Annotated in this window: 24 protein-coding genes and 1 riboswitch; of the genes, 2 read left to right on the forward strand and 22 right to left on the reverse strand. The window is 74.0% G+C overall.

The genetic code is table 11. From position 1 onward, the window contains the following. Positions 1–158: 158 nt before the first annotated feature. The 19 genes from D7044_RS03095 to rpe form a co-directional block, all read right to left on the reverse strand. Entirely contained in the window at positions 159–650 is a 492-nt protein-coding gene (locus D7044_RS03095) for a S26 family signal peptidase (protein WP_120687928.1), read from the reverse strand. A gap of 3 nt (positions 651–653) precedes the next feature. Continuing rightward, on the reverse strand, positions 654–3,233 hold the full coding sequence (gene pheT, locus D7044_RS03100; protein WP_120687929.1) for a phenylalanine--tRNA ligase subunit beta: 2,580 nt from the start codon (positions 3,231–3,233) through the stop codon (positions 654–656). A gap of 39 nt (positions 3,234–3,272) precedes the next feature. Beyond that, entirely contained in the window at positions 3,273–4,343 is a 1,071-nt protein-coding gene (gene pheS / locus D7044_RS03105; protein ID WP_120687930.1) for a phenylalanine--tRNA ligase subunit alpha, read from the reverse strand. A gap of 168 nt (positions 4,344–4,511) precedes the next feature. Further along, positions 4,512–5,375 carry a TrmH family RNA methyltransferase gene (locus D7044_RS03110; RefSeq protein ID WP_233563579.1) on the reverse strand — a complete coding sequence of 288 codons (864 nt, stop codon included), beginning with the start codon at positions 5,373–5,375 and terminating at the stop codon, positions 4,512–4,514. Positions 5,376–5,433: 58 nt separating this feature from the next. Continuing rightward, positions 5,434–5,826 (reverse strand): 50S ribosomal protein L20, encoded by a 393-nt coding sequence (gene rplT / locus D7044_RS03115; protein WP_120683834.1) that lies wholly within the window; start codon positions 5,824–5,826, stop codon positions 5,434–5,436. A 31-nt stretch (positions 5,827–5,857) separates the two neighbouring features. Beyond that, positions 5,858–6,052, reverse strand: coding sequence for a 50S ribosomal protein L35 (gene rpmI / locus D7044_RS03120; protein ID WP_007458415.1), 195 nt, complete (start codon positions 6,050–6,052; stop codon positions 5,858–5,860). Positions 6,053–6,072: 20 nt separating this feature from the next. Then, positions 6,073–6,705, reverse strand: a complete 633-nt coding sequence (infC, locus tag D7044_RS03125; protein WP_120683836.1) for a translation initiation factor IF-3 — start codon at positions 6,703–6,705, stop codon at positions 6,073–6,075. A gap of 465 nt (positions 6,706–7,170) precedes the next feature. Further along, positions 7,171–7,644: a PH domain-containing protein gene (locus D7044_RS03130; protein WP_199716451.1), complete on the reverse strand. Its 474-nt coding sequence runs from the start codon at positions 7,642–7,644 to the stop codon at positions 7,171–7,173. Positions 7,645–7,786: 142 nt separating this feature from the next. Then, on the reverse strand, positions 7,787–8,830 hold the full coding sequence (locus D7044_RS03135) for a DMT family transporter (protein WP_233564862.1): 1,044 nt from the start codon (positions 8,828–8,830) through the stop codon (positions 7,787–7,789). A 59-nt stretch (positions 8,831–8,889) separates the two neighbouring features. Beyond that, the gene (gene hisG / locus D7044_RS03140) at positions 8,890–9,735 is read right to left on the reverse strand and encodes an ATP phosphoribosyltransferase (RefSeq protein ID WP_120683838.1); all 846 of its coding nucleotides are present in this window, start codon (positions 9,733–9,735) and stop codon (positions 8,890–8,892) included. Positions 9,736–9,781: 46 nt separating this feature from the next. Next, positions 9,782–10,045: a phosphoribosyl-ATP diphosphatase gene (locus tag D7044_RS03145; RefSeq protein ID WP_120331238.1), complete on the reverse strand. Its 264-nt coding sequence runs from the start codon at positions 10,043–10,045 to the stop codon at positions 9,782–9,784. 99 nt (positions 10,046–10,144) lie between these two features. Then, on the reverse strand, positions 10,145–10,834 hold the full coding sequence (locus D7044_RS03150) for an alpha/beta fold hydrolase (protein WP_199716453.1): 690 nt from the start codon (positions 10,832–10,834) through the stop codon (positions 10,145–10,147). Positions 10,835–10,925: 91 nt separating this feature from the next. After that, positions 10,926–11,426 carry a 6,7-dimethyl-8-ribityllumazine synthase gene (ribH, locus tag D7044_RS03155; RefSeq protein ID WP_120683840.1) on the reverse strand — a complete coding sequence of 167 codons (501 nt, stop codon included), beginning with the start codon at positions 11,424–11,426 and terminating at the stop codon, positions 10,926–10,928. 2 nt (positions 11,427–11,428) lie between these two features. Continuing rightward, positions 11,429–12,691: a bifunctional 3,4-dihydroxy-2-butanone-4-phosphate synthase/GTP cyclohydrolase II gene (locus tag D7044_RS03160; RefSeq protein WP_120687931.1), complete on the reverse strand. Its 1,263-nt coding sequence runs from the start codon at positions 12,689–12,691 to the stop codon at positions 11,429–11,431. Next, on the reverse strand, positions 12,688–13,386 hold the full coding sequence (pnuC, locus tag D7044_RS03165; protein ID WP_120687932.1) for a nicotinamide riboside transporter PnuC: 699 nt from the start codon (positions 13,384–13,386) through the stop codon (positions 12,688–12,690). The genes D7044_RS03160 and pnuC overlap by 4 nt, the downstream gene beginning before the upstream one ends. Further along, positions 13,386–14,063 (reverse strand): riboflavin synthase, encoded by a 678-nt coding sequence (locus D7044_RS03170; RefSeq protein ID WP_120687933.1) that lies wholly within the window; start codon positions 14,061–14,063, stop codon positions 13,386–13,388. The genes pnuC and D7044_RS03170 overlap by 1 nt, the downstream gene beginning before the upstream one ends. A 1-nt stretch (position 14,064) precedes the next feature. Beyond that, positions 14,065–15,126: a bifunctional diaminohydroxyphosphoribosylaminopyrimidine deaminase/5-amino-6-(5-phosphoribosylamino)uracil reductase RibD gene (gene ribD / locus D7044_RS03175; RefSeq protein WP_120683848.1), complete on the reverse strand. Its 1,062-nt coding sequence runs from the start codon at positions 15,124–15,126 to the stop codon at positions 14,065–14,067. 163 nt (positions 15,127–15,289) lie between these two features. Further along, a riboswitch (FMN riboswitch) is annotated at positions 15,290–15,460 on the reverse strand. A gap of 80 nt (positions 15,461–15,540) precedes the next feature. Continuing rightward, positions 15,541–16,497, reverse strand: a complete 957-nt coding sequence (locus D7044_RS03180; protein WP_120683850.1) for a GGDEF domain-containing response regulator — start codon at positions 16,495–16,497, stop codon at positions 15,541–15,543. A 1-nt stretch (position 16,498) separates the two neighbouring features. After that, positions 16,499–17,179, reverse strand: coding sequence for a ribulose-phosphate 3-epimerase (rpe, locus tag D7044_RS03185; RefSeq protein ID WP_120683852.1), 681 nt, complete (start codon positions 17,177–17,179; stop codon positions 16,499–16,501). A gap of 254 nt (positions 17,180–17,433) precedes the next feature. Here rpe and D7044_RS03190 point away from each other — a divergent pair, with 254 nt between their 5' ends. Both D7044_RS03190 and D7044_RS03195 read left to right on the forward strand, forming a co-directional pair. Further along, entirely contained in the window at positions 17,434–18,318 is an 885-nt protein-coding gene (locus tag D7044_RS03190; protein ID WP_120683854.1) for a septum formation family protein, read from the forward strand. A gap of 88 nt (positions 18,319–18,406) precedes the next feature. Then, the gene (locus tag D7044_RS03195) at positions 18,407–19,294 is read left to right on the forward strand and encodes a septum formation family protein (RefSeq protein ID WP_120683998.1); all 888 of its coding nucleotides are present in this window, start codon (positions 18,407–18,409) and stop codon (positions 19,292–19,294) included. Positions 19,295–19,396: 102 nt separating this feature from the next. Here D7044_RS03195 and D7044_RS03200 read toward each other — a convergent pair whose 3' ends face one another. From D7044_RS03200 to def, 3 genes are read right to left on the reverse strand one after another with little or no spacing between them, the layout of a single operon-like run. Then, on the reverse strand, positions 19,397–20,935 hold the full coding sequence (locus D7044_RS03200; protein WP_199716494.1) for an RsmB/NOP family class I SAM-dependent RNA methyltransferase: 1,539 nt from the start codon (positions 20,933–20,935) through the stop codon (positions 19,397–19,399). 47 nt (positions 20,936–20,982) lie between these two features. Continuing rightward, positions 20,983–21,909: a methionyl-tRNA formyltransferase gene (gene fmt / locus D7044_RS03205; protein ID WP_120683856.1), complete on the reverse strand. Its 927-nt coding sequence runs from the start codon at positions 21,907–21,909 to the stop codon at positions 20,983–20,985. A 7-nt stretch (positions 21,910–21,916) separates the two neighbouring features. After that, positions 21,917–22,480, reverse strand: coding sequence for a peptide deformylase (gene def / locus D7044_RS03210; RefSeq protein WP_120684000.1), 564 nt, complete (start codon positions 22,478–22,480; stop codon positions 21,917–21,919). Positions 22,481–22,625 lie beyond the last annotated feature (145 nt).

A 22,625-nucleotide genomic window follows, 5' to 3' on the forward strand; every position in this document is an offset into this window, starting at 1 on the left:
ACTGCATGAGAATGACGCCAGCCGGGCGCGCCGACCGGAACCGACACCGGCGCCGTTCGCGGGGCACGACCTCGGCGCGGCCCGGCGGATTGCGGTGCGTCAGGATCGGATCTCGGTGCGATGTGCAGGGCGCGTGGTACGGGTGTGCCGTGCCGCCGTCACCGGCCGGGCGGCGGGTCCACCCTCGGCCGCAGCCGCGGCCGGATCACCACCGCACGCAGGTCCCGCTCCAGGAGGTAGCCGCACTCGCGGGAGTCGTAGCTGAACGGCGGGTTGTCACCGAGGACCACCAGGTGCCCCGGCGGGACCTCCCGCTCCGGCCGCTCCCGCAGCAGCGGCACCCGGTCCACCGGCACCGGGTCGCCGGGCACCGCGTGCGCCCGCTTGATGAACAGGCCCGAACCGCCCTCACCGGGCTGGGTGGGGTGGCGGGCGGTCATCTCCGCCGGCGCCACCACCACGACCACGTCACCGGAGCGGACCCGGGCCAGCGGCAGCCGCCGGGCCAGCACCCGGTCGCCGGGGCGCAGCGTGGGTTCCATGCTGCGCCCCACCACCGAGACCAGCATCAGGTGCCGGCGGGCCCAGAGCAGGCCGGTGATGGCCACCGCGAGCACGGCGGCCACCACGACCCACCCGGTCGCCGACACCGGTCAGGCGCCGCGCAGGGTCGCCCCGAAGCGCTCGGCGGCCACGGCGACGGCCGAGTCCCGGGCGGCCACCGCCTCCTCGACGGTGAGCGTCCGGTCCGGCGCCCGGAAGGTGAGCTTGTACGCCAGCGACTTGCGCCCCGCCCCCAGCTGATCGGAGGTGTAGACGTCGAAGAGGCGGACGTCCTCCAGGAGCTCGCCGGCGCCCTCGACGAGCGCCCGCTGCACCTGCGCCGCCGGCACCGACTCGTCCACCACCAGCGCCACGTCGATCAGCGCCGGCGGGAAACCGGAGACCCCCGGGGCCGCCAGCATCGGCGCGGCGGGCAGCAGGTCGAGGTTCAGCTCCATGGCGCTGGTACGGCGCGGCAGCTCCAGCGCCGCCACCACCGTCGGGTGCAGCTCCCCGGCGTGCCCGACGACGACCCCGTCGACCAGCAGCTCGGCGCAGCGGCCCGGGTGCCACGGCGCGTACTCGGCGGCCCGGACCTCGACCCGGTCGGTCGGGAGGCCGGCGGCGGCCAGCACCGTCCGCCCCGCCTCGATCGCGTCCGCCCACCCGGCCGCGCGGCCGGAACCCCACCAGCCGGCCAGCTCGATCTCGCCGGCCAGCACGGCGGCGACGTGCCGGGGCTGCTCGGGCACCACCGCGTCCGCGGCGGCGAACTCCGCGTCGGTCGGCCGCCGGTCCACGCCCATGGCCGGGGGGCTGCCCGCGCCGAGACGCGGATGGAAGACCGACCCGATCTCGTAGAGCGCGAGATCACGGTGACCCCGGCCCAGGTTGCGCTTGAGCACCCCGAGCAGCGGGCCGAGCAGCGTCGTGCGCAGCATCGGCTCCTCGTCGGAGAGCGGGTTGGCCAGCCGCACCGCGGGGCGGCGCGGGTCGTCGCCCGGAAGACCGAGCAGGTCCGGCAGCTCCGGCGAGACGAACGGGTGGGCGAGCACCTCGACGTACCCCCGGTCGGCCAGCGCCTGGGCGATCGTGCGGCGCCGGCGCTGCTGCCAGGTCAGGCCGCGGCCGGCCGGAGCCACCGGCAGCACCGACGGCACCTTGTCGTACCCGTCGAGGCGGACCACCTCCTCGACCAGGTCGGCGGGGTCGACGAGGTCCGGCCGCCAGCTCGGCGGGGTGACGGTGAGCGACACCCCGTCCCCAGCGGCCACCCCGACCGCGCCCGGGTCCTCGGCGAGCCGGTCCACACCCTGCGCCACGGTGCAGCCCACCTGCTCCAGCACGGCCACCACCCGCGCCGGCGGGTAGTCGACGCCGATCCGCCGGGTCGGCAGGTCCGCCGGCAGGGTGATCGGGGTACGCGGCGAGACGTGGTCGAGGTCCAGGATCTCGTCCCCGGCGACGCCGCCGCCGTACTCGGTGAGCAGCCGCACCGCCCGCTCCAGGGCGACCAGCGGCAACGCCGGATCGACGCCCCGCTCCCAACGCTTGGCGGCCTCGCTGAACAGCTTGTGCCGGCGGGCGGTGCGCCCGACCATCACCGGGTCCCAGTGGGCGGCCTCGAAGAGCACATCGGTGGTGCCGGCGACGACCTCGCTGGTCTCGCCACCCATCACCGCGGCGAGCGAGATCGGCACGCCGGCTCCCTCACCCGCGACGGGGTTCGGCAGCCCGGCGTCGCAGATCACCATGTCCTCGGCGGCGAGGACGCGATCCACACCGTCCAGCGTGGTCAGCTTCTCCCCCGCCGCGGCCCGGCGGACCACCAGCGAACCGGCGATCCGGTCGGCGTCGAAGGCGTGCATCGGCTGGCCCAGTTCGAGCATCACGTAGTTGGTGATGTCGACCGGCAGGGAGATGCTGCGGATGCCCGCCGTGGTGAGCCGCCGCTGCATCCAGCCGGGCGTGGGCGCGGACGGGTCGACGCCGCGGACCATCCGGGCGGCGAACCGGTCGCAGCCCACCGTGTCCCGAACCTCGACCGGGTACGCCGGCTGCGGCGTGGCACCGGGCGCGGGCGCGAGACCCGGATCCCGGAACGGCACCTCGAACGCGTGCGACAACTCCCGGGCCAGACCCCGCAGGCTCAGCCCGTAGCCCCGGTCCGGGGTGATCTCCAGTTCGAGCACGATCTCGTCGAGGCCGACCACCGGCCGGGCGTCGTCGCCGGGCTTGGCCGGGCTCTCCTCGGGCAGCACCAGGATGCCCTCGTGGTCGTCGCCGAGGCCCAGTTCCCGAACCGAGCAGATCATGCCGTTGGAGTTGCGGCCGTACGTCTTGCGCGCGCCGATGGCGAACCCGCCGGGCAGCACCCCGCCCGGGAGGATGACGACCACCCGGTCACCGGGGGCGAAGTTGCGCGCCCCGCAGACGATCTCCTGCGGCTCGCCGGTGCCGTTGGCGGCGCCCACGTCGACCCGGACGAACCGGATCGGCTTCTTGAAGCCGGTCAGTTCCTCGATCTCCAGAACCTCACCGACCACCAACGACCCGGTGACGTTCTCCCGCAGGTCGGCCACCGAGTCGACCTCGATGCCCAGGCCGACCAGGGCCTGCGTCAGGTCGTCGGTGGACAGGTCGGCGGGGAGGTCGACGTACTCCCGCAGCCAGCTGACAGAAACTCGCATGACTCAGACCACCGTCTCCGTAACTCGTGCCCGCATCGCCTACGCCCCGGTCCCGAGCGCCCGGCTGAACCGGACGTCGCCCTCGAAGAGATGGCGGATGTCGCTGACCCCGTGCCGGACCATCAGGGTCCGGTCGATGCCCATGCCGAAGGCGAAGCCCGAGTACACCTCCGGGTCGATCCCGCAGGCGCGCAACACCCGCGGGTTGACCATTCCGCAGCCGCCCCACTCGACCCACTGCGGGCCGTCGCGGTGCTCCGGGAACCAGACGTCGAACTCGGCCGACGGCTCGGTGAACGGGAAGTAGTGCGGGCGCCACCGGGTCTTCGCGTCCGGGCCGAAGATCGCCTTGGCGAAGTGGTCGAGGGTGCCGCGCAGGTGCGCCATGGTGATGCCCTTGTCCACCACCAGGCCCTCCGCCTGGTGGAAGACCGGGCTGTGGGTGGCATCCACCTCGTCCGTGCGGTACACGCGGCCGGGGCAGATCACGTAGATCGGCGGCTTGCGGCTGAGCATCGTCCGCGTCTGCACGTTCGAGGTGTGCGTACGCAGCACCAGGCCGGACCGGTCCGCGGGGTCGATGTAGAAGGTGTCCATCAGCCCGCGGGCCGGGTGGTCGGCGGGAATGTTCAGCGCGTCGAAGTTGACCCACTCCAGCTCGACCTCGGGGCCCTCGGCCACCTCGTAGCCCATCCCGACGAACAGGTCGCTGACCTGCTCGATGAGCGTGCTCAGCGGATGCCGTGCGCCTCGGGGCTGCCGGTCGTACGGCAGCGTCACGTCGACGCGCTCGGCGACCAGCACCCGCTCGGCGTGCTCACGCTCCAGCGTCTCGGCCCGGGCGGCGTAGCTGGACTCGATGGCCCGGCGGGCCTCGTTGACCCGTTTGCCGGCGTCGGACTTGGCGGCCGGCGGCAGCGCGCCGATCTCCCGGCGGGCCAGCGAGACCGGCGCCCGGTCACCGAGGTGGGCCGGGCGCAGCGCGGTCAGCGCATCCGGATCGGTGGCGGCGGCGAACGCCTGCTCGGCGTCGGCCACGGCAGCGGCCAGGGCGGCCGGGTCGAGCAGGGCGACCTGCTTCGGGTCGTACGGATCGTTGCGGTAGGTCATGGCGTACGGGCACTCCCTCACGGCGGCGCCGACCCTCGCGGGGTGGCGAAGCGAGTCTACGGACGCGCGGCTTCGCCGCAGCCCGCCGGTGGGAGTTACGCAGGGAGCAGGGTCAGGCCCGCCGCCCGCCGACACCGGCGGGCTGGCTAAACGAACGCCGTGGCGCGTTCATGGACGGCTGGTCTCCCCGGTCGTGACGTTCGCGCGACCGGATCCCGGCCGGCGCTGTGCTTTCGCTGAAGAGTACAGGCAGACGGCGGCGGCCGCAGCGAGGTTGAGGCTCTCGGCGCGCCCGTGCAGGGGCACCCGGACGCGGGCGTCGGCGGCCTCGGTGAGCGCCGGCGGCAGCCCGTGCGCCTCGGAGCCGAAGAGCCAGGCGGTCGGCGCGGCGAGCCGGCCGGCGTCAGCCAGGTCGTCGAGGTCCTCGTCGCCGTAGCCGGTCGTGGCGAGCACCGCGAGCCCGGCGGCGCGCAACGCGGCGACCACCTCGATCGGGTCGTCGGCGCGGACCACGTCGACGTGGAAGAGGCTGCCGGCGGAGGCCCGTACGCACTTGCCGTTGTACGGGTCGACGGCGTCGCCGGCGAAGACCACCGCGCCCGCCCCCGCCGCGTCGGCGGTGCGCAGCACGGTGCCGGCGTTGCCCGGGTCGCGGATCTCGGCGAGCACCGCGACCAGCCGGGGCCCGCCGTCGAGGGCCTGGGCCAGCGGCACGTCGAGGTGCCGGCAGACGGCCACCAGCCCCTGCGGGGCCAGCGTCTCGGCGAGGGCGGCCAGCGCGTCGTCGGTCACCGCGCTGACCGGGACGCCACCGCCGTCGGCCAGGGCGGCCAGCTCGGCGTACCGGTCGAGGGCGGCCGGCGTGCCGAACAGCTCGGTGACGACGCCGGGCACGGCCAGCGCCTCACGCACGGCCTGTGGGCCCTCGGCGAGGAAGCGGCCGCTGGCCTCGCGGTCCCGGCGCCGCTGCAGCCGCCGGGCGGCTACCACCCGGGGCGTACGCGGGGTGAAGAGCATCGTCACCTCAGACATGCGGCGAGGCGCCTCCCGTCAGGGTCGACGAGGGGCGCCTCACTCCAGACGCAGGGGATCAGGCGGCCTGGGCCGCCGCACCGCCGGTGCCCTCGGCCGCGACCGCGGCGCGAGCCACCTCGACGATCGCCGCGAACGCGGTGGCGTCGTTGACGGCCAGGTCGGCCAGGATCTTCCGGTCGACCTCGATGCCGGCCAGCTTGAGGCCCTGGATCAGCCGGTTGTAGGTCATCCCGTTGGCGCGGGCGCCTGCGTTGATCCGCTGGATCCAGAGCTGCCGGAAGTCGCCCTTGCGGTCACGACGGTCCCGGTAGGAGTACTGCATCGAGTGCAGCACCTGCTCCTTGGCCTTGCGGTAGAGGCGGGAGCGCTGACCGCGGTAGCCGCTCGCGGTCTCCAGCAGGGTACGGCGCTTCTTCTGGGCGTTCACAGCCCGCTTGACGCGTGCCATCTCAACTCCTTCTTACGTCGGGTGGCGCGCGTCAGCGGCCGAGCAGCTTCTTGATGCGCTTCACGTCGGCCTTGGCCAGCACGACAGTGCCGGTCAGCCGCCGGGTCTGGGTGGAGGGCTTCTTCTCCAGGTTGTGCCGGAGGCCGGCCTGCTGGGCAACGATCTTGCCCTTGCCGGTCACCTTGACCCGCTTGCCCATCCCCGTGTGGCTCTTCATCTTCGGCATGTGGAACGTCTTCTCCCCTGTTACTGGCCGCTGGTGTCAGCGGTCGTGCCGGTCTCCCCGGCTGCTGCGGTCTCGCCGGCCTCCGGGGCGGAGCCTTCCGCGACCCGGTCCCGGGGCGCTCCGCCCCGAGTGGCCGTCGCGGCGACCGCGGCGGCCTTGGTGGCGCGGTGCGGCGCGAGCACCATGATCATGTTTCGGCCGTCCTGCTTCGGAGCGGCCTCGACGTACCCCAGCTCCGAGATCTCCGACTCGAGCCGGCGCAGGAGCCGGTAACCCAGCTCCGGTCGACTCTGCTCGCGACCGCGGAACATGATCGTCACCTTGACCTTGTCGCCGGCCTTGAGGAACCGCACCACGTGACCCTTCTTGGTCTCGTAGTCGTGCGGATCGATCTTCGGCCGGAGCTTCATCTCCTTGATGACGGTCTGCTGCTGGTTACGCCGCGCTTCGCGCGCCTTCAGTGCGCTCTCGTACTTGAACTTGCCGAAGTCCATGAGCTTGCACACCGGCGGGCGCGCCATCGGCGCAACCTCGACCAGGTCCAGATCGACGTCCGCGGCCAGCTGAAGGGCGCGCTCCAGTGGGACGATGCCCACCTGCTCACCCTCGGGACCGACCAGTCGGACCTCACGTGCCCGGATCTGCTCGTTCACGCGTGGTTCGACGCTGATGGGGCCTCCTCGAGTCGAGTGTCTGCTACGTGCCGACCCTGCGGCTCCCGGGCGGGAGCCGACCCGGAAAGCAGAAGGCCCCGGCGTATGCCAGGGCCTGCTCGACCGGTCAGCACGATCACATGGTCGCGCATCCGGCGCCGGGACATGCCCGGAACCGGTGACCGGACCCGGCCACCGTGGCGGCGACTCGGGTGGGAGCAGGCGCTCCACTTTCATGGCGCCCGCGTTAAGGCAGGCAGCCTGGTCGACTCGACAACACTACACCCTCACCACCGTCCCCACCCAATCCCCCCACCCCCGCACCCCCCGCGCCCCGCGCACCCCCGCGCGCGTCCCGGGGCGCACTTTCACGGAAAGAGTGCCCATTCGGCGCGGAATGGCCACTCTTTCCGTGAACGAGTGGCCACTGCCCGGCGGGTGGGGGCGAGAGGGGGTGGGAGGGGGTTAGCGGTTGGGGGTGCTCTCGGTGATCCGGGCCAGGTGCGCCTGGTGCAGTCGACGCAGCGCCCGCACCCCGTCGACGGCCAGCTCCTTGTCGGCCGCCTGCAGGGCGATGATCGGCAGCAGGTCGTCGTCGTGCAGCTCCAGGCTCGCCCAGGGTGCGCCCCGGTCGAAGCGGACGCCGCGTACGACCTCCCAGGGCAGCTCGTACGAGCCGATCAGGTTGCGCACCCGCACGCCGCGCGCGTCGGCCTCCACCCGAGGGCGGGTGAAGATGAGGATGCCGAGCGCGCCGAAGATGCCCAGCCCGACCATCGCGAGCTGGTCGCCGCGCTGGAAGCTGCCGTAGCCGTCGCCGGTGGGGCCGTGCAGCGACGTCGCCACCAGGGCGAACACCACCACCAGCACGGCTGCCGACGCCCAGCAGACCACCCGGATGCGCCGGGGCCGCAAACTGATCAGCTCGGGTTCGCTCACCCCACCAGTCTGCCACCCGCCGCCGGCCGGCCTGCCGCCGCCACGCTGCCCACGTCGAGCCGCCACGCCGCTCACCCCGACGCCGTCGACCTTCAAGCCGGCGACGCCTGTGTTCAGACGCGCGTCGACGCGGACGGAACGGTCAGCGGCCGCGGGCCGACGCCTCGCGGGGCCGGGCGCCGCGACCCGCCACGACGACGGCGAGGAGAGTCAGCCCCGCCCCGACCAGCACGGCGGGCCGAGCACCCGGGCCGCCGGGCAGGAGCGCGTCGAGCAGCAACGCCCCGCCGAGCTGACCGGCCACCAGGGCGAGGCCGGTGCGCAGCACCCCCGCCGAGCGGACCCCGACCACCAGGCCCGCCACGATGCCCACGCCGAGCAGGCCGCCGGTGTAGAGGTACCAGGCGTCCGGCCAGGCCCCGGTCGGCCCGGCGAGCGCGCCCGCGACAGCCGCCACGATCAGCACCACCGGCGTACTGACCAGGAAGTTGACCGCCACCCCGGCGGCGGCCGACCCGGCCGCGGAGACCCGGCCGTTCAACGCGGACTGCAGCGCCACCCCGACCCCGCCGGCGACCGCGAGCAGGACCAGCCCGACGGCCAGCTCCCCCACCGGTTGACCGACCTGGGCCAACGCCACCGCGGCCACGCCGAGCAGCCCGCCCGCGATCCGGGGACCGGTGAACGGCAACCGGCCGCCCGAGGCCAGGCCGGCCCGATCCACCGCCAGCCCACCCACGCTCCCGCCGGCCACCTGGGCGATGGTGAAGACGGCGACCCCGAGCACCGGCACCACGTACGCGCCGAGCACCACGATCGCCGCGCCGCCCAGCCCGCCCAGGTAGGACCACCAGGGCAGCCGGGCCCGCCGCAGCGTGGCGAGCCCGGTACGCATCGACGGCAGGACGGCGAGACCGACGGCGACCAGCAGGGTGCCGCCGAGGTTGTTGACCACCGCGGCGAGGGTCGGCTCCCCGACCCGGACGCCCAACTCCCCGTTCGCCGCGCCCTGCGCCGCCGAGGCGACGCCGGCCACCGCCACCAGGGAGAGCGCCACCCACACCGGCAGCCCACCACCGGCCGGCGGCGCCGTTCGCGGGCGCGCGACGCCCGGTCCCGAACCGCGCTGGGCCGGCAGCCGGAGATCCCCACCGCCCGCCGCGCCGGGCTCGGTGGGCGGCGACACGGCGCCCGGCGCCGTCCGGGAAGCTGCCGGCTCCGGCGCCGAGGCCGGCGGCGTCCCCGTCACAGCCGGCAGGCGTGGATGTTGGTCACGAGGATCGCCCGGGCGCCGAGCTCGTAGAGCTCGTCCATGATCCGGTGTACGTCGTCGCTGAGCACCATGGCCTGCACCGCCACCCAGCCCTTCCGGTGCAGGGGCGACACGGTCGGCGACTCGATGCCCGGGGTGAGGGCGCTGGCCCGGTCCAGCAGGCCGGCCGGCACGTCGTAGGCGAGCATCACGTAGCGGCGGGCCACCAGCACGCCGTGCAGCCGGCGCAGCAACTGCTCGGCCTGCGGGTGCGTGCCGGAGCCGGCCCGACGTACGAGCACCGCCGACGAGCGCAGCAGCGGCTCACCGAAGACGACGAGGCCGGCCTGACGCAGGGTCGCGCCCGTCTCGACCACGTCCGCCACCACGTCGGCGACGCCCAGTCGTACGGCGTTCTCCACCGCGCCGTCGAGCCGGATCACGTCGGCCTTCACACCCAGCTCGGCGAGGTGCCGCTCGACCAGCCCCGGGTACGCGGTGGCGACCCGGTGCCCACCCAGCTCCTGCACGGAGTCGATGTCCTCGGGGCGGGCGGCGAAGCGGAAGGTGGCCCGCCCGAAGGCGAGATCCACGACCTCCTCGGCCGGTGCGCCCGAGTCGATGAGCAGGTCCCGGCCGGTGATGCCGAGGTCCAGGTCACCGGAGCCCACGTAGGTGGCGATGTCCTTCGGGCGCAGGTAGAAGAACTCGATGTCGTTGGGCTCGTCCCGGCAGACCAGGTCCTTCGGGTCGGTGCGCTGGCGGTAGCCCGCCTCGCGCAGCATCTGGGCGGCCGGCTCGGCCAGGGTGCCCTTGTTCGGAATGGCGACACGCAGCATGGCGGAGTGCTCCTAGCAGTCGGTTCGGATCGACGACGGGACGCACTCACAGATGTCGGTAGACGTCCTTCAGCTCGAGCCCGGTGGCGAGCATCAGCACCTGGGTCTGGTAGAGCAGCTGGGAGATCTCCTCGGCGGCACGCTCCCGGCCCTCGTGCTCGGCGGCCATCCACGACTCGGCCGCCTCCTCGACGACCTTCTTGCCGATGAAGTGCACGCCCCGCTCAAGGGCGGCGACCGTGCCCGAGCCGGGAGTGCCGGCCGCGGCCTTGGCCTGCAGCTCGGCGAACAACTCCTCGAACGTCTTCACGCCGCGATTCTTTCAGCTTCGCGGCCCGGTGGCGCGCCCCGGGTCGGGGTACGGCGTTTCCCGTCGCCCCCGGCTCCGTAGCCTGCGGCCTGGGCGGCGTCAGCCCGCCGTCGACGCGAGAAAGTCCCGCACCACCTGCAGGAACTCGGCCGGGCGGGCGGTGTGCACCGCGTGCCCGCCGTCGATCCGGGCCAGCCGGGCGGCGGGAATCCGCTCGGCCATTCGAGCCAGCTCACGCTGCGGCAGATGGCTGGCCGCCCCGCCGGCGACCAGCAGCGTCGGCGACGTGATCTGCGTCAACCTCTCCCACCAGTCGGGAGGCGGGTCGTTCAACTCGGCCACCACCGCCGTCCGGGCCGCCCAGTCGTACGGCGGGTCCACGGCGGGCGGGTCGGGCAGCCGCAGGCCCAGCGGCACAGGTGGCGGCGGCTCCGCCAGCACCAGCGCGGCGACCCGCTCCGGGTGCGCCTGCGCGAACAGGTAGGCCGAAACCGCGCCGGAGGAGTGCCCGAGCAGCGTGACCCGGGGCAGGGCGAGGGCGTCGAGGAACGCCAGCAGGTCGTCGCGCATCAGCTCCAGCCCGTACCGGCCGGGGCGGTCGGTCGCCCCGAAACCGCGCAGGTCCGGGGCGTACGTCCGGACGCCGTCGAGCCCGCCGGCGAGCCCGGACCAGGTCGCGCCGGTCGCGCCACCACCGTGCAGGGCGACCAGCGCCCGCCCGCCGGCCGGGCCCCAGACCCGGTACGCCATCCGCAGGCCGGGCAGCCGCGCGTACTCGATCCGGCTCATCCCGCGAGTCTGGCAGAGCCGACCGGACGCGACGAGCGGCAGCCTCGGGGTGATCGTCCCCCCGAGGCCGCCGCTGCGATGGGCGGGCCGGTCAGCCCGCGAAGCCCACCCGGTGGCCGTTGGCGGTGTTGACCGACCGGATGGCCAGCGCCGCGTCGAGCGCGGCGACGGTCGACGCCCAGCCCTTGTCCTCCGCCGAACCGGGCAGGCCGGCCCGGTCCCGGGCCTGCTCCAGGTTGTCCACGGTGAGCACCCCGTGCGCCACCGGCTTGCCCTCGTCGAGCGCCACCCGGGTCAGCCCGTCGGTCACCGACCGGCAGACGTAGTCGAAGTGGGCGGTGGCGCCGCGCACCACGACGCCGAGCGCGACCACCACGTCGCAGCGCCGCGCCAGGGCCTGGGCCACCACCGGAATCTCCACCGAGCCGGCGACCCGGGCGACCACTGCGCGGGCGCCGGACGCCTCCGCGGCGGCGACCGCGCGTTCGAGCATGTGGTCGGTCAACTCGCCGTGCCACCGCGCGGCGACCACTCCCACGGTCATCCCGCTCGCGTCGACGGGCGCCGCCGTCGGCTCCCCGAATCCCGCCATGTCTATGCTCCGATCTCGTCACCGGCGGGCATCTTGCCGGCCGGTGCCTCCGTGACGTCGTCCAACTCCAACAGGTGTCCCATCCGGTCCCGCTTGGTCCGCAGGTACCGCACGTTCTCCGGGTGGGGACGCACCGGCAACGCCTCCCGGCCGGTGATCGTCAGGCCGTACCCCTCCAGCCCGGCCCGCTTCGCCGGGTTGTTGGTGAGCAGCCGCATGGAGCGCACCCCGAGGTCGTACAGGATCTGCGCGCCGGTGCCGTAGTCCCGCGCGTCGGCCGGCAGCCCGAGGTCCAGGTTGGCGTCCACGGTGTCCCGGCCCAGGTCCTGCAGCTGGTAGGCCTGCAGCTTGTGCAGCAGCCCGATGCCGCGCCCCTCGTGGCCGCGCATGTAGAGCACCACCCCGCGCCCCTCCTGGGCGACGCGGGCCAGGGCGGCGTCGAGCTGCGGACCGCAGTCGCAGCGCAGCGAACCGAAGACGTCGCCGGTGAGGCACTCGGAGTGCACCCGGACCACGACGTCCTTTCCGTCGCCGATCTCGCCGTAGACCATGGCGACGTGCTCGGCCGTGTCGTGCGTGCTGCGGTACCCGATCGCCCGGAAGACCCCGTGCCGGGTCGGCATCCGCGCGTCGGCGACCTGCTCGACCTGCTTCTCCGTCCGCCGCCGGTACGCGATCAGGTCGGCGATCGTGATCATCGTGAGCGAGTGCTCGACGGAGAACTTCTCCAGGTCCGGCACCCGCATCATGGTGCCGTCGTCGTTGACCATCTCGCAGAGCACGCCGGCCGGACGCAGGCCGGCCAGCCGGGTGAGGTCGATGGCCGCCTCGGTGTGCCCGGGGCGGCGCAGCACCCCGCCCTGCCGGGCCCGCAGCGGCACCACGTGCCCGGGTCGGGCCAGGTCGACCGGCCCGGTGGTCGGGTCGGCGAGCAGCCGGATGGTGTGCGCCCGGTCGGCCGCCGAGATGCCGGTGGAGATGCCCTCCCGGGCGTCCACGGTCACCGTGTACGCGGTGCCCCGCCGGTCCTGGTTGGTGTGGTGCATCGGCGGCAGGTCCAGCCGGTCGGCCTCGCTCTCGAGCAGCGGCACGCAGATGAAGCCGGAGGTGTGGCGGACCATGAACGCGACCAGCTCCGGGGTGGCCAGCTCGGCCGCGAAGATCAGGTCGCCCTCGTTCTCCCGGTCGGCGTCGTCGACCACGACGACGGGCCGCCCCGCGGCGATCTCCGCGATCGCCTGCTCGATACTGCTGAAAGTGGTCATGCCACGGCCTCCGTGTAGGTGGACGGGATCGAGGAGCGGACCGGCCGCAGCCTCTGCGACGTACGCCACCAGCTGGCGAAGCCCCAGACGCAGAACGCGCCGTAGATCAGGTACATGGCCGCCGACGGGTAGAAGCCCCCGTTGAGCAGCAGGGGTACGCCGACCGCGTCCACGGCGACCCAGATCAGCCAGAACTCGACCCAGCCACGGGCCATGCCGTAGGTGGCGAGCAGGCTGCCGACGAGGATCCAGGCGTCCGGCAGCGGCCCCCAGGAGCCGAGCGCGGCGAGCGCCGGATAGGCGGCGGCGACCCCGAGCACGGCCGCGACGAGCAGGCCCACCCGCTCCCGGCCGCTCGCCCAGCGGGGCACCACGGCACCCCCGTCGGGAACGGCGCCGAGCCGACGGGTGCGCGACCAGCGCCACCAGCCGTAGACGCTGACCGTGAAGAAGAAGACCTGCCGGCCTGCCTGCCCGTACAGGTCGTGCGCCTGCGGGGTGGCGAAGACCCCGCCGAGGAAGACGGTGAGGAGCAGCGCGTTGCCGATCATGCCGACCGGCCAGGCCCAGACCACCCGGCGCAGGCCGAGCAGCGCGGAGACCAGCCCGAACGCGTTGCCGACGATCTCGCGGACCAGCACCGGGGAACCGGCCACCGTCACCTGCGCGTCGAGCAGCCAACCCAGCGTGCTCATCAGGCGACCTCGGTGGGTGACCCGGCCGCGCCGGGGCCGAGCGGAACCACCCCGTCGGGACCGGCGGGCCCGACGCCGTTGGCCGACCGGTCGCCGAGCAGCCGCTCGACGTACTTGGCCAGCACGTCCACCTCGAGGTTCACCGGGTCGCCCACGCCGCGTACGCCGAGGGTGGTGAGCTTCAGCGTGGTGGGGATCAGCCCGACCGAGAACCAGTCCGGCCCGACACCGGCCACGGTCAGCGACACGCCGTCGACGGTGATCGAGCCCTTCTCCACCACGTACCGGGACAGCTGGGCGGGCAGCCGGAAGCGCAGCGTCTCCCACTGCTCGGCCGGCTCCCGGGAGAGCAGCTCGCCGACCCCGTCGACGTGCCCCTGCACCAGGTGCCCGCCGAGCCGGCTGCCCAGCGTCGCGGCCCGCTCCAGGTTCACCGGGGCGCCGGGGCGGAGCGCGCCGAGCGCCGAGCGGCGCAGCGTCTCCCCCATCACGTCCGCGGTGAAGACGCCGGCGTCGACGTCGACCACCGTCAGGCAGACGCCGTTGACGGCGATCGAGTCTCCGTGCCGGGCGTCGGCGGTGACCAGCGGGCCGCGGAGGGCGACCAGCGCCGAGTCCGCGGCGGTCGCCGTCACGGCGAGCACCTCACCCAACTCCTCGACGATGCCGGTGAACATGTCAGCCCTCCCTCTTCCGGGGCAGCGCGGTGATCCGCAGATCCGGACCGATCTGCGTAACGTCGATCAACTCCAGATCGATGGCCTCGGCGATGGTCGTCACACCGGCGTCGACGAGCGCGGCCGGACCGGCGCCGAGCAGCCGGGGCGCGACGTACCCGACGATCTTGTCGACCAGCCCCGCGGCCAGGAACGCGCCGGCCAGCCGGGGCCCACCCTCCAGCAGGACCGCCCGCACGCCCCGCTGGTGCAGCGCGGCCAGCAGCGCCGGCAGGTCGACCCGGCCGTCCTTGCCGGCACCGACCTCCGCCACGGTGGCGATCCAGGTCCGGGCGGCGCCGTCGCGGACCTGGGCGTCGGCGGGCGTACGCCCCTCGCTGTCCACGACCACCCGCAGCGGCTGGCGGATGGCGAGGCTGCCGTCGCGCAGGTTGCGGGCGGTGAGCCGGGGATCGTCGGCGAGCACGGTGCCCACCCCGGCGACGACCGCGTCGACGGTGCCGCGCAGCGCGTGCACGTCGATCCGGGCGGCCTCCGAGGTGATCCACATGCTGGTGCCGTCGGCCGCCGCCGACCGTCCGTCCAGCGTCGCGGCGTACTTCCAGATGACGTACGGCCAGCCCCGGCGCATCGAGGTCAGCCAGGCGATGTTGCCGGCCTCCGCCTCCTGGGTGCGTACCCCGAGGTCGACGCGGACGCCGGCGGCGCGCAGGGTGGCCGCCCCGCCGGAGGCAACCGGGTTCGGGTCGGGTACGGCGATCACCACCCGGGCCACCCCTGCCTGGACGAGCGCGAGACTGCAGGGGCCGGTGCGACCGGTGTGGTCGCAGGGTTCGAGAGTGACCACGGCGGTGCCGCCCCGGGCCCGTTCACCGGCCTGCGCGAGCGCGACGATCTCGGCGTGCGGCCCGCCCGCGTACGCGTGGAAGCCCTCGCCGACGACCTCGCCGTCGGCGTCCATCAGCACGCAGCCGACCACCGGATTGGGGCTGGTGGTGCCGAGTCCACGCGCGCCGAGTTCGATCGCGCGACGCATCGCCTCGTCGACGGAGACGCTCGCCATTCGCCTTGTCCCTGCCTTCTCGCTCGCCGGTGGCGCGCGGGCGGGGTGGGAGGCGGCATCGGGCCGCGGGCGTGCGGCGGCGGAGATCCGGGTACGGCGGAGCCGACCCGCAGGGGCGACACGGCACGCCGACACCGGCGTCCGGGCACGACCCGTCCGTCCCGCGCGCTGTCTCCCATCCGGACTGTCTGGGTGCGGAATTCCCGCCCCCAACCGTCGGCCCCGGATTCACACCAGGTCCACCGGGCGGCAGAGCCGACCGGGTCGCGGGCTGACCACGGTCTCGCCGTGGATCACCGCCGGTTCGGAATTACACCGAGTCCCGCCAGCGCGTGGTGGGTACAGGGAAGTCTTACACGCCGAACGGGTGCCGCCGCCACCTGGGCGAGGTACTTCACACCGGGTCCCGCCCGCTCAGGTGACGCCGCGCCGCCGGTCGACCGCCACGTACGAGCCGGGTTGCCCCTTCGCCACCGACTTCATCTCGCTGGCGACGGCGATCGCCTCCAGCGGGTCGGTGAAGCGCTTACCGGCGTCGGAGAGGGAGACACCGATCGAGAGGGTGACCAGCGCGGCGCGGCGGATGTTGCCCCGCCGGTCCTTGAGCTCGACGTAGCCGCGCTCCCGGTCGATCGGGTCGTAGAGGGAGTCGGCCGCCTTCTCGAAGTCCACGACCGCCCGCGAGGTCAGCGGCCGGATCTGCTCCGGGGAGCAGACGATCACGAAGTCGTCGCCGCCGACGTGACCGAGGAACGCCGGGGGCAGCCCGATGGAGACCACCGCCCGGTGCACGCTGCGGGCCAGGGCGGAGATGAAGTCGTCGCCGCGGACGAAGCCGTACCGGTCGTTGACGCTCTTGAACCGGTCGATGTCGATGTAGGCGACCGCGTAGTCGGCGCCGCTGCGTACCCGGTCGGAGATCTCCCGCCGGATCCGGCTGTTCCCGGGCAGCCCGGTCAGCGGCGAGACCTCCCGGAACTCCTTGTTGCGGCGCAGCGTGGAGCTGACCCGGGCCACCAGCTCGGCGGTGTCGAACGGTTTGACCAGGTAGTCGTCGGCGCCGGCGCTGAGGCCGTGCACCTTGTCCACGGTCATTCCCTTGGCGGTCAGCATGATCACCGGCAGGGCCGAGGTCATCGGGTCGGCGCGCAGCCGCCGGGTCAGCTCCAGCCCGTCGATGCGGGGCATCATCAGATCGACCACCGCGAGGTCGGGCCGCTGGCGCTCGATCACCTCGAGGGCCTCCTGGCCGTCGCCGGCGTGGATCACCTCGAAACCGTGCAGCCGGAGGTTGAACTCGACGAAACGCGCGATGTCCTCGTCGTCGTCGACGACGAGGATGACGTCGGGGCGCTCCTCCGCCGCGTCCACCTCAGGCCCCGGAGATCGCGCGTTCCGCGAGCGCCCGCAGCCGGCGTACGGCCTCGGCGGGATCGTCGGCGCCGTAGACGGCGGTGCCGGCGACGAAGGCGTCGGCGCCCGCCGCGGCGGCCTGCTCGATGGTGTCGGCGGCGATCCCGCCGTCGACCTCGATGCGTAGCTCCAGGTGCCCGGCGGCGACGTGCCGGCGGGCGGCGCGGACCTTCTCCAGCAGCTGCGGGATGAAGCGCTGCCCGCCGAACCCGGCCTTGATCGTCATGATCAGGAGGGTGTCGAAGCTCGGCAGCAGCTCCAGGTAGGGCTCGATCGGGGTGTCCCGGTCGATCGCCAGCCCGGCCTTCGCCCCGGCCGAGCGCAGGTCCTTGGCGAGCGCCACCGGGTCGTCACACGCCTCCGCGTGGAAGGTGACGTTGTACGCCCCGGCGTCGGCGTAGCCGGGCGCCCAGCGGCGCGGATCCTCGATCATGAGATGCACGTCGAAGGGCAGTTGGGTGGCCGCCCGCAGGCTCTGCACCACCGGCAGCCCGATGGTGAGGTTCGGCACGAAGTGGTTGTCCATGACGTCGACGTGCAGCCAGTCGGCGGCACCCTCGACGGCACGGACCTCGTCGGCGAGGCGGGCGAAGTCGGCGGCGAGGATGCTCGGCGCGACGATCGTCGGCGGTACGGTCACGGGCCAAGTGTACGAACGTCGCGGCCGATCACCGCCGGCACGGCACCAACCGGGACGGGCCGTGACCCGACGGTGACCGCTGGTGCAGAATCAGCCGGTACGGGCGGGCGATTCCGGACGGGGAGGCATCGGCGACTGGCCGATCGGCGCGAACCCGGCAACACTCCAACCCAGACGGTGACGCACCGCCGGGGCCTCGCGACGCCCGCCACGGACAAGATCAACGCTCACCAGGTTCCCGGAAGGGGCGGACGATGCGACGGTGCCTCGGAGTCCTGGCGCTGGCCAGTGCCGTGGCGATGCTGCTGAGCGGGTGCCTGCGCGCGCACGGCCCCGACGGTGACCTGGTCGACGACTGGCCGGCGATGCGCGCCCCGACGATCTTCGTCCCGGCCACCGACACCTGCCAGGCCCGGATCTTCACAGTCGTGCAGGCGAGCACCTACCAGACGGTGCCCTGCTCCCGCACCCACCTGGCCGAGGCCATCCACGTCGGCACGTTCACCGCGGCGCCCTCCGCCGCCCGGCCGGAGCCCGGTCGCCCGTCGCTGCGCGCCGCCCGAACCGAGTGCGACCAGCGGGCCCGGGAGGTGCTGGGCGGCGACTGGCACGCCGCTCGGGTGGCGCTGAACATCGCGCTGCCCAGCAAGGCGGCCTGGGCGGGAGGCGCCCGCTGGTTCCGCTGCGACCTGAGCGAGACCGACAGCATCGACAACACCCGCCCGATCAACCGCACCGGCAGCCTGCGCGGCGCGATGGTCGGCGACTCGCCGCTGCTGCACCGCTGCTTCGACCCGAAGCTGATCGACGAGAACCTCAACTACATGGCGCCGGTGCTCTGCTCCGAGCCGCACCGCGCCGAGTTCGTCGGGGCGTACACCGAGCGCGACCTGAGCTGGGCGGCGTTCACCGCCGCGGCCGACCAGGTGCACCGGCGCTGCATGGCGCTGATCGCCACCTTCGCGGCGGTGCCCGACGACAGCGAACTGCCCTACCGGGCGGGATCCATCTTCTACCCGCCGTCGCGGCGGGAGTGGGAGGAGGGGGACCGAGGGGTGCGCTGTTTCCTGTGGAGCGACGACCGGAAGCTCACCCGGTCGATGCGTGGGGCGGGGCCGCAGGGACTACCGGCGATCTGAGAGTCCGTGCCGTATGCTCCTGCGCCGTGGCGCAACCGGTCGATGATCGCCGGTCGGCGTGACCACGGTCGACGGGGAGGTCGGCGGGATGCGACGGTGGTGGACGGCGGCCGTGGTGGGCACGGTGGCGGTGCTGGGGCTCGCCGGCTGCGCGCCGGCCGGTCTCGACGCGGAACTCACCGACGACTGGCCGACGCTCGCCGCGGCCGAGGCGTTCGTCCCCGACGCCGGGGTCTGCCACCTCGCCATCGCCGACGTCGGCTACCTCAGCGCGTACAGCCCGGTCCAGTGCGGCGAGTCGCACCGGACGGAGACGCTGCACCTGGGCACGCTCAGCGGCGCGGCCGCGCAGCGCAGCACGCCCCCGCCGGCCGGCTCGGTGGGGCTGCGCGCCGCGCGCACCGAATGTGACCGGGAGGTCAACAAGGCCGTCGGCGCCGACTGGCGCACCGGCCGGCTCAGCGTCGACGTGGTCTTCCCGTCGCCCGCCGCGTGGACCGGCGGCGCCCGCTGGTTCCGCTGCGACGTCAGCGAGATCGCGAGCCTGGACGACCCCGCGATCAGCCTCCGGGAGGGGAGCCTGCGCGACGCCCTGAAGGGCACGTCCAAGCTGGCCTACGGCTGCTTCGATCCGAAGGTGGTCAAGGAGGACATCGAGGAGATGCTCCCCAAGGCCTGCACGGCGAAGCACCACGCCGAGTTCGTCGGGGTCTACCAGGCGCCGGACATCAGCTACGCCGAGTTCACCCGCACCACGCTGCGCGCCCACAAGGACTGCCGCAAGCTGATCGCCTCGTACGTCAAGGTGCCGAACAACTCCGACATGCAGTACCGGGCCGGCACGATCTTCTACCACCCGTTCGAGGAGGAGTGGAAGAGCGGCAACCGCGGCGTGCAGTGCTTCCTCTGGGTCAGCGACCGGTCCCTGACCCGCTCGCTCAAGGGCGCCGGCAGCAAGGGCCTCCCCGTCCGCTGACCCCCCGGCCTCGTTCACGATCGGCCTCGTTCACGGAAAGAGTGGCCTTCGCGGGTGCGAAGGCCACTCTTTCCGTGAAGGTGCGCTGGGGAGGGTGGGCGGTCAGCCGCGGCGGAGGACGGCGAGGAACATCGCGTCGGTGCCGTGCCGGTGCGGCCAGAGCTGCACGGTCGGGCCGTCGCCCAGCCCCGGCATACCGGCCGGCAGCAGCGGGCGGGCGTCGACGAAGTCGACCGGGACGCCGGAGCGGCGCGCCGCCTCGGTCACCGTCACGTGCGTCTCCACGATGTGCGGCGAACACGTGACGTAGGCGACGACGCCACCGGGGCGCACCGCGCGCAGCGCCGCGCCGAGCAGTTCCCGCTGCAGCCGGGTCAGCGACGAGAGGTCCGACGGCTGCCGCCGCCACCGCGACTCCGGGCGCCGCCGCAGCGAGCCCAGGCCGGTGCAGGGCGCGTCGACCAGCACCCGGTCGAAGTGCTGCTCGGGCAGCTTCGGATCCTCCCCGACGGTACGGCCGTCGACGTTCAGCACGGTCACCGGCAGGCCCCGGGTGGCCTGGGCCACCAACCGGGAGCGGTGCTCCGCCACCTCGACGGCGGTCAGCCGAGCGTCGCGCTCGGCGGCGATCGCGCCGAGCAGGCCGGCCTTGCCGCCCGGGCCGGCGCAGAGGTCGAGCCAACGACCGTCCGGGCCGTCCAACGGCGCGGCCGTCAACGCGGCCGCCACCAGCTGGGAGCCCTCGTCCTGCACGTGGGCCCGTCCCTCGGCCACCGCCGGTAGGTCACCGGGGGCGCCGCCGCCCAGGTAGACGGCGTACGGCGAGAAGGCGCCCGGCGCGCCACCGACCTCGTCGGCCAGCTCCACCGCGTCGACGCGCCCCGGACGGGCGCAGAGGTGCACCGGCGGCCGCTCATTGTCCTCGATCAGCAGCCGGGTCGTCTCCCCGAGGTCACCCCCGAGCGCCTCGGCGAACGCCCGCACCACCCACTGCGGATGGCTGTAGGCGAGCGCCAGGTGCCCGATCGGGTCGCTCTCCATGCTCGGCGCGAGCTGCGCCACCCAGGCGTCGACGTCCCGCTCCGCGACCTCCCGCAGCACCGCGTTGGCGAAGCCGGTGGCGCCCGGCCCGACCGCGCGGACCAGGTCGACGGTGGAGGAGACCGCCGCGTGCGCCGGTACCCGGGTGTGCAGCAGCTGGTACGCGCCGAGGCGCAGCGCGTCGCGCACCGGCGGGTCGATCCGTTGCACCTCCCGCCCGGCCGCGGCGGTCAGGATCGCGTCCAGGGTGCCGAGGTGGCGCAGAGTGCCGTACGTCAGTTCGGTGGCGAAGGCCGCGTCCCGGCCGAAGAGCCCCTCCTCGCGGAGGATGGCCGGCAGCACCAGGTTGGCGAACGCGTCGTCCCGGTGCACCGCGGCGATCGCCTCGTAGGCCGCGTACCGGGGCCGGTCCATCGCCGGCCGGCCACCACGTGCGCTGCCGCGCCCGCCCGCCGACCAGCGTCCACCGTTGCCCTGGTCGCCGCGCGGGCGGTCGTCGCGTCGGGTGCCGCCCCGGCGTGCGTCGGTGCGCTCCGGCGCCCGTCCCGGGCCGGTCGGGCGCTCGTCGGGCCGCCCCGAGGTCGCGGATCGGTCGGGCACCCCGGCGCCGGCCGCCCGGTGTTCGCGGTCCGCTGCTCCAGTGCCCGTCACGCGAGTTCCTCTCCGGCGGCGACCCGTGCGCCGCGTGCCCAGTCGGTCGCGGGCATGGCCCGCTTGCCCGCGGCCCGGATCTCGCCCAGCCGGACGGGGGTGGTGGCGGTGCCGACGAGCACCCGGGACTTCTCGACGAGCAGCTCACCCGCCTTGAGGTCGGGGCCGTCGGCCACCGGCGCGACCGGCCCCAGCTTGATCCGTTCGCCGCGGAAGGTGCTCCACGGGCCGGGGGCCGGCGTGCAGGCCCGGATCCGCCGGTCCACGGCGAAGGCCGGGTCCGTCCAGCGCACGCGGGCGTCCTCCACGGTCACCTTCGGGGCCAGTGACACCCCGTCGGCCGGCTGCGCCTGCGCCCGGGCGGTGCCGTCGGAGATCGCGTCGAGGACGGCGACCAGCAGGCCCGCGCCCGACTCGGCGAGCCGCTCCAGCAGGTCACCGGAGGTGTCCGTGGGGCGGATCTCGTCGGTCAGGGTGCCGTAGACCGGCCCGGTGTCCAGCCCCTGCTCCAGCTGGAAGACGCTGGCGCCGGTCAGCTCGTCGCCGTGCAGCACGGCGTGCTGCACGGGTGCCGCGCCCCGCCATGCCGGCAGGAGGGAGAAGTGCAGGTTGACCCAGCCGTGCCGAGGGATCTCCAGGGCGGCCGGCGGCACGAGCGCCCCGTACGCGACCACCGGCACGCAGTCCGGTGCGAGGTCACGCAGCCGGTCCAGGAACTCCGGCTCGCGCGGGCGGGCCGGGGTGAGCACCTCGATTCCGTGCTCGTCGGCCCACGTTCCGACGGCGGAGCGGGAGACGCCCCGCCCCCGCCCGGCCGGCGCGTCGGGACGGGTCACCACGGCGACCAGCTCGTGCCGCGAGGCGGCGACGGCGGCCAGGGACGGTACGGCGACAGCCGGCGTACCCGCGAAGATCACACGCACCGGCCGGTCACCCACCCAGGCCGAAGGGGCTGGCGGCGGAGCCGTGCGGGTTCAGCTTGACCACCGGCGGGGCGGCGGCGTCGTACCACTCGGCCTGCCGGATCGCCTTCATCGCCTCCTTGCGCCCGGCCTGGTCGAGCCGGTCGATGAAGAGCACCCCGTCGAGGTGGTCGGTCTCGTGCTGCACGCAGCGCGCCATCAGCCCGGTGCCGACGATCTGCATCGGGTCGCCGTAACCGTTGAAGCCCTTGGCGATCACGTTCTGTCGGCGCTTCGTGTCGAAGTAGAGCCCGGGGATGGAGAGGCAACCCTCCGGGCCGTCCTGCTCCTCCTCGTCGGGGAACTCCAGGACCGGGTTGACCAGGTGGCCGAGGACGTCGTCGACGTCGAAGGTGAACACCCGCAGGCCCACCCCGAGCTGCGGGGCGGCCAGGCCGGCGCCGTTCTGCTCACGCATGGTGTCGGTCAGGTCGGCGACGAGCCGGCGCAGCTCGGTGTCGAAGTCGACCACCGGATCGGCCGGCGTGCGCAGCACCGGATCCCCGAACAGACGGATGGGCTGGACGGTCACGCGGGACGGCTCCTTCACGGGGTGGATGATCGGGGCCGTACCAGTCTACGGAGTGCCACGGCCGACCCCGGCCGGCGTACGGCGATCGACCGGGGTTGGTGTGCGGAGCGTCACGGCGGCAGCGCCGGACGGCTGTCGGCATCGA

Source organism: Micromonospora musae, assembly GCF_003626635.1.
Taxonomy (GTDB): Bacteria; Actinomycetota; Actinomycetes; order Mycobacteriales; family Micromonosporaceae; genus Micromonospora; species Micromonospora musae.

Coding starts and splice junctions, on each gene's coding strand:
- pheT (WP_120687929.1), bottom strand. CDS start 3,233: ATGCGAGTTTCTGTCAGCTGGCTGCGGGAGTACGTCGACCTCCCCGCC.
- pheS (WP_120687930.1), bottom strand. CDS start 4,343: ATGACCTACCGCAACGATCCGTACGACCCGAAGCAGGTCGCCCTGCTC.
- D7044_RS03110 (WP_233563579.1), bottom strand. CDS start 5,375: ATGTCTGAGGTGACGATGCTCTTCACCCCGCGTACGCCCCGGGTGGTA.
- rplT (WP_120683834.1), bottom strand. CDS start 5,826: ATGGCACGCGTCAAGCGGGCTGTGAACGCCCAGAAGAAGCGCCGTACC.
- rpmI (WP_007458415.1), bottom strand. CDS start 6,052: ATGCCGAAGATGAAGAGCCACACGGGGATGGGCAAGCGGGTCAAGGTG.
- hisG (WP_120683838.1), bottom strand. CDS start 9,735: ATGCTGCGTGTCGCCATTCCGAACAAGGGCACCCTGGCCGAGCCGGCC.
- D7044_RS03150 (WP_199716453.1), bottom strand. CDS start 10,834: ATGAGCCGGATCGAGTACGCGCGGCTGCCCGGCCTGCGGATGGCGTAC.
- ribH (WP_120683840.1), bottom strand. CDS start 11,426: ATGGCGGGATTCGGGGAGCCGACGGCGGCGCCCGTCGACGCGAGCGGG.
- D7044_RS03160 (WP_120687931.1), bottom strand. CDS start 12,691: ATGACCACTTTCAGCAGTATCGAGCAGGCGATCGCGGAGATCGCCGCG.
- pnuC (WP_120687932.1), bottom strand. CDS start 13,386: ATGAGCACGCTGGGTTGGCTGCTCGACGCGCAGGTGACGGTGGCCGGT.
- D7044_RS03170 (WP_120687933.1), bottom strand. CDS start 14,063: ATGTTCACCGGCATCGTCGAGGAGTTGGGTGAGGTGCTCGCCGTGACG.
- ribD (WP_120683848.1), bottom strand. CDS start 15,126: ATGGCGAGCGTCTCCGTCGACGAGGCGATGCGTCGCGCGATCGAACTC.
- D7044_RS03190 (WP_120683854.1), top strand. CDS start 17,434: ATGCGACGGTGCCTCGGAGTCCTGGCGCTGGCCAGTGCCGTGGCGATG.
- D7044_RS03195 (WP_120683998.1), top strand. CDS start 18,407: ATGCGACGGTGGTGGACGGCGGCCGTGGTGGGCACGGTGGCGGTGCTG.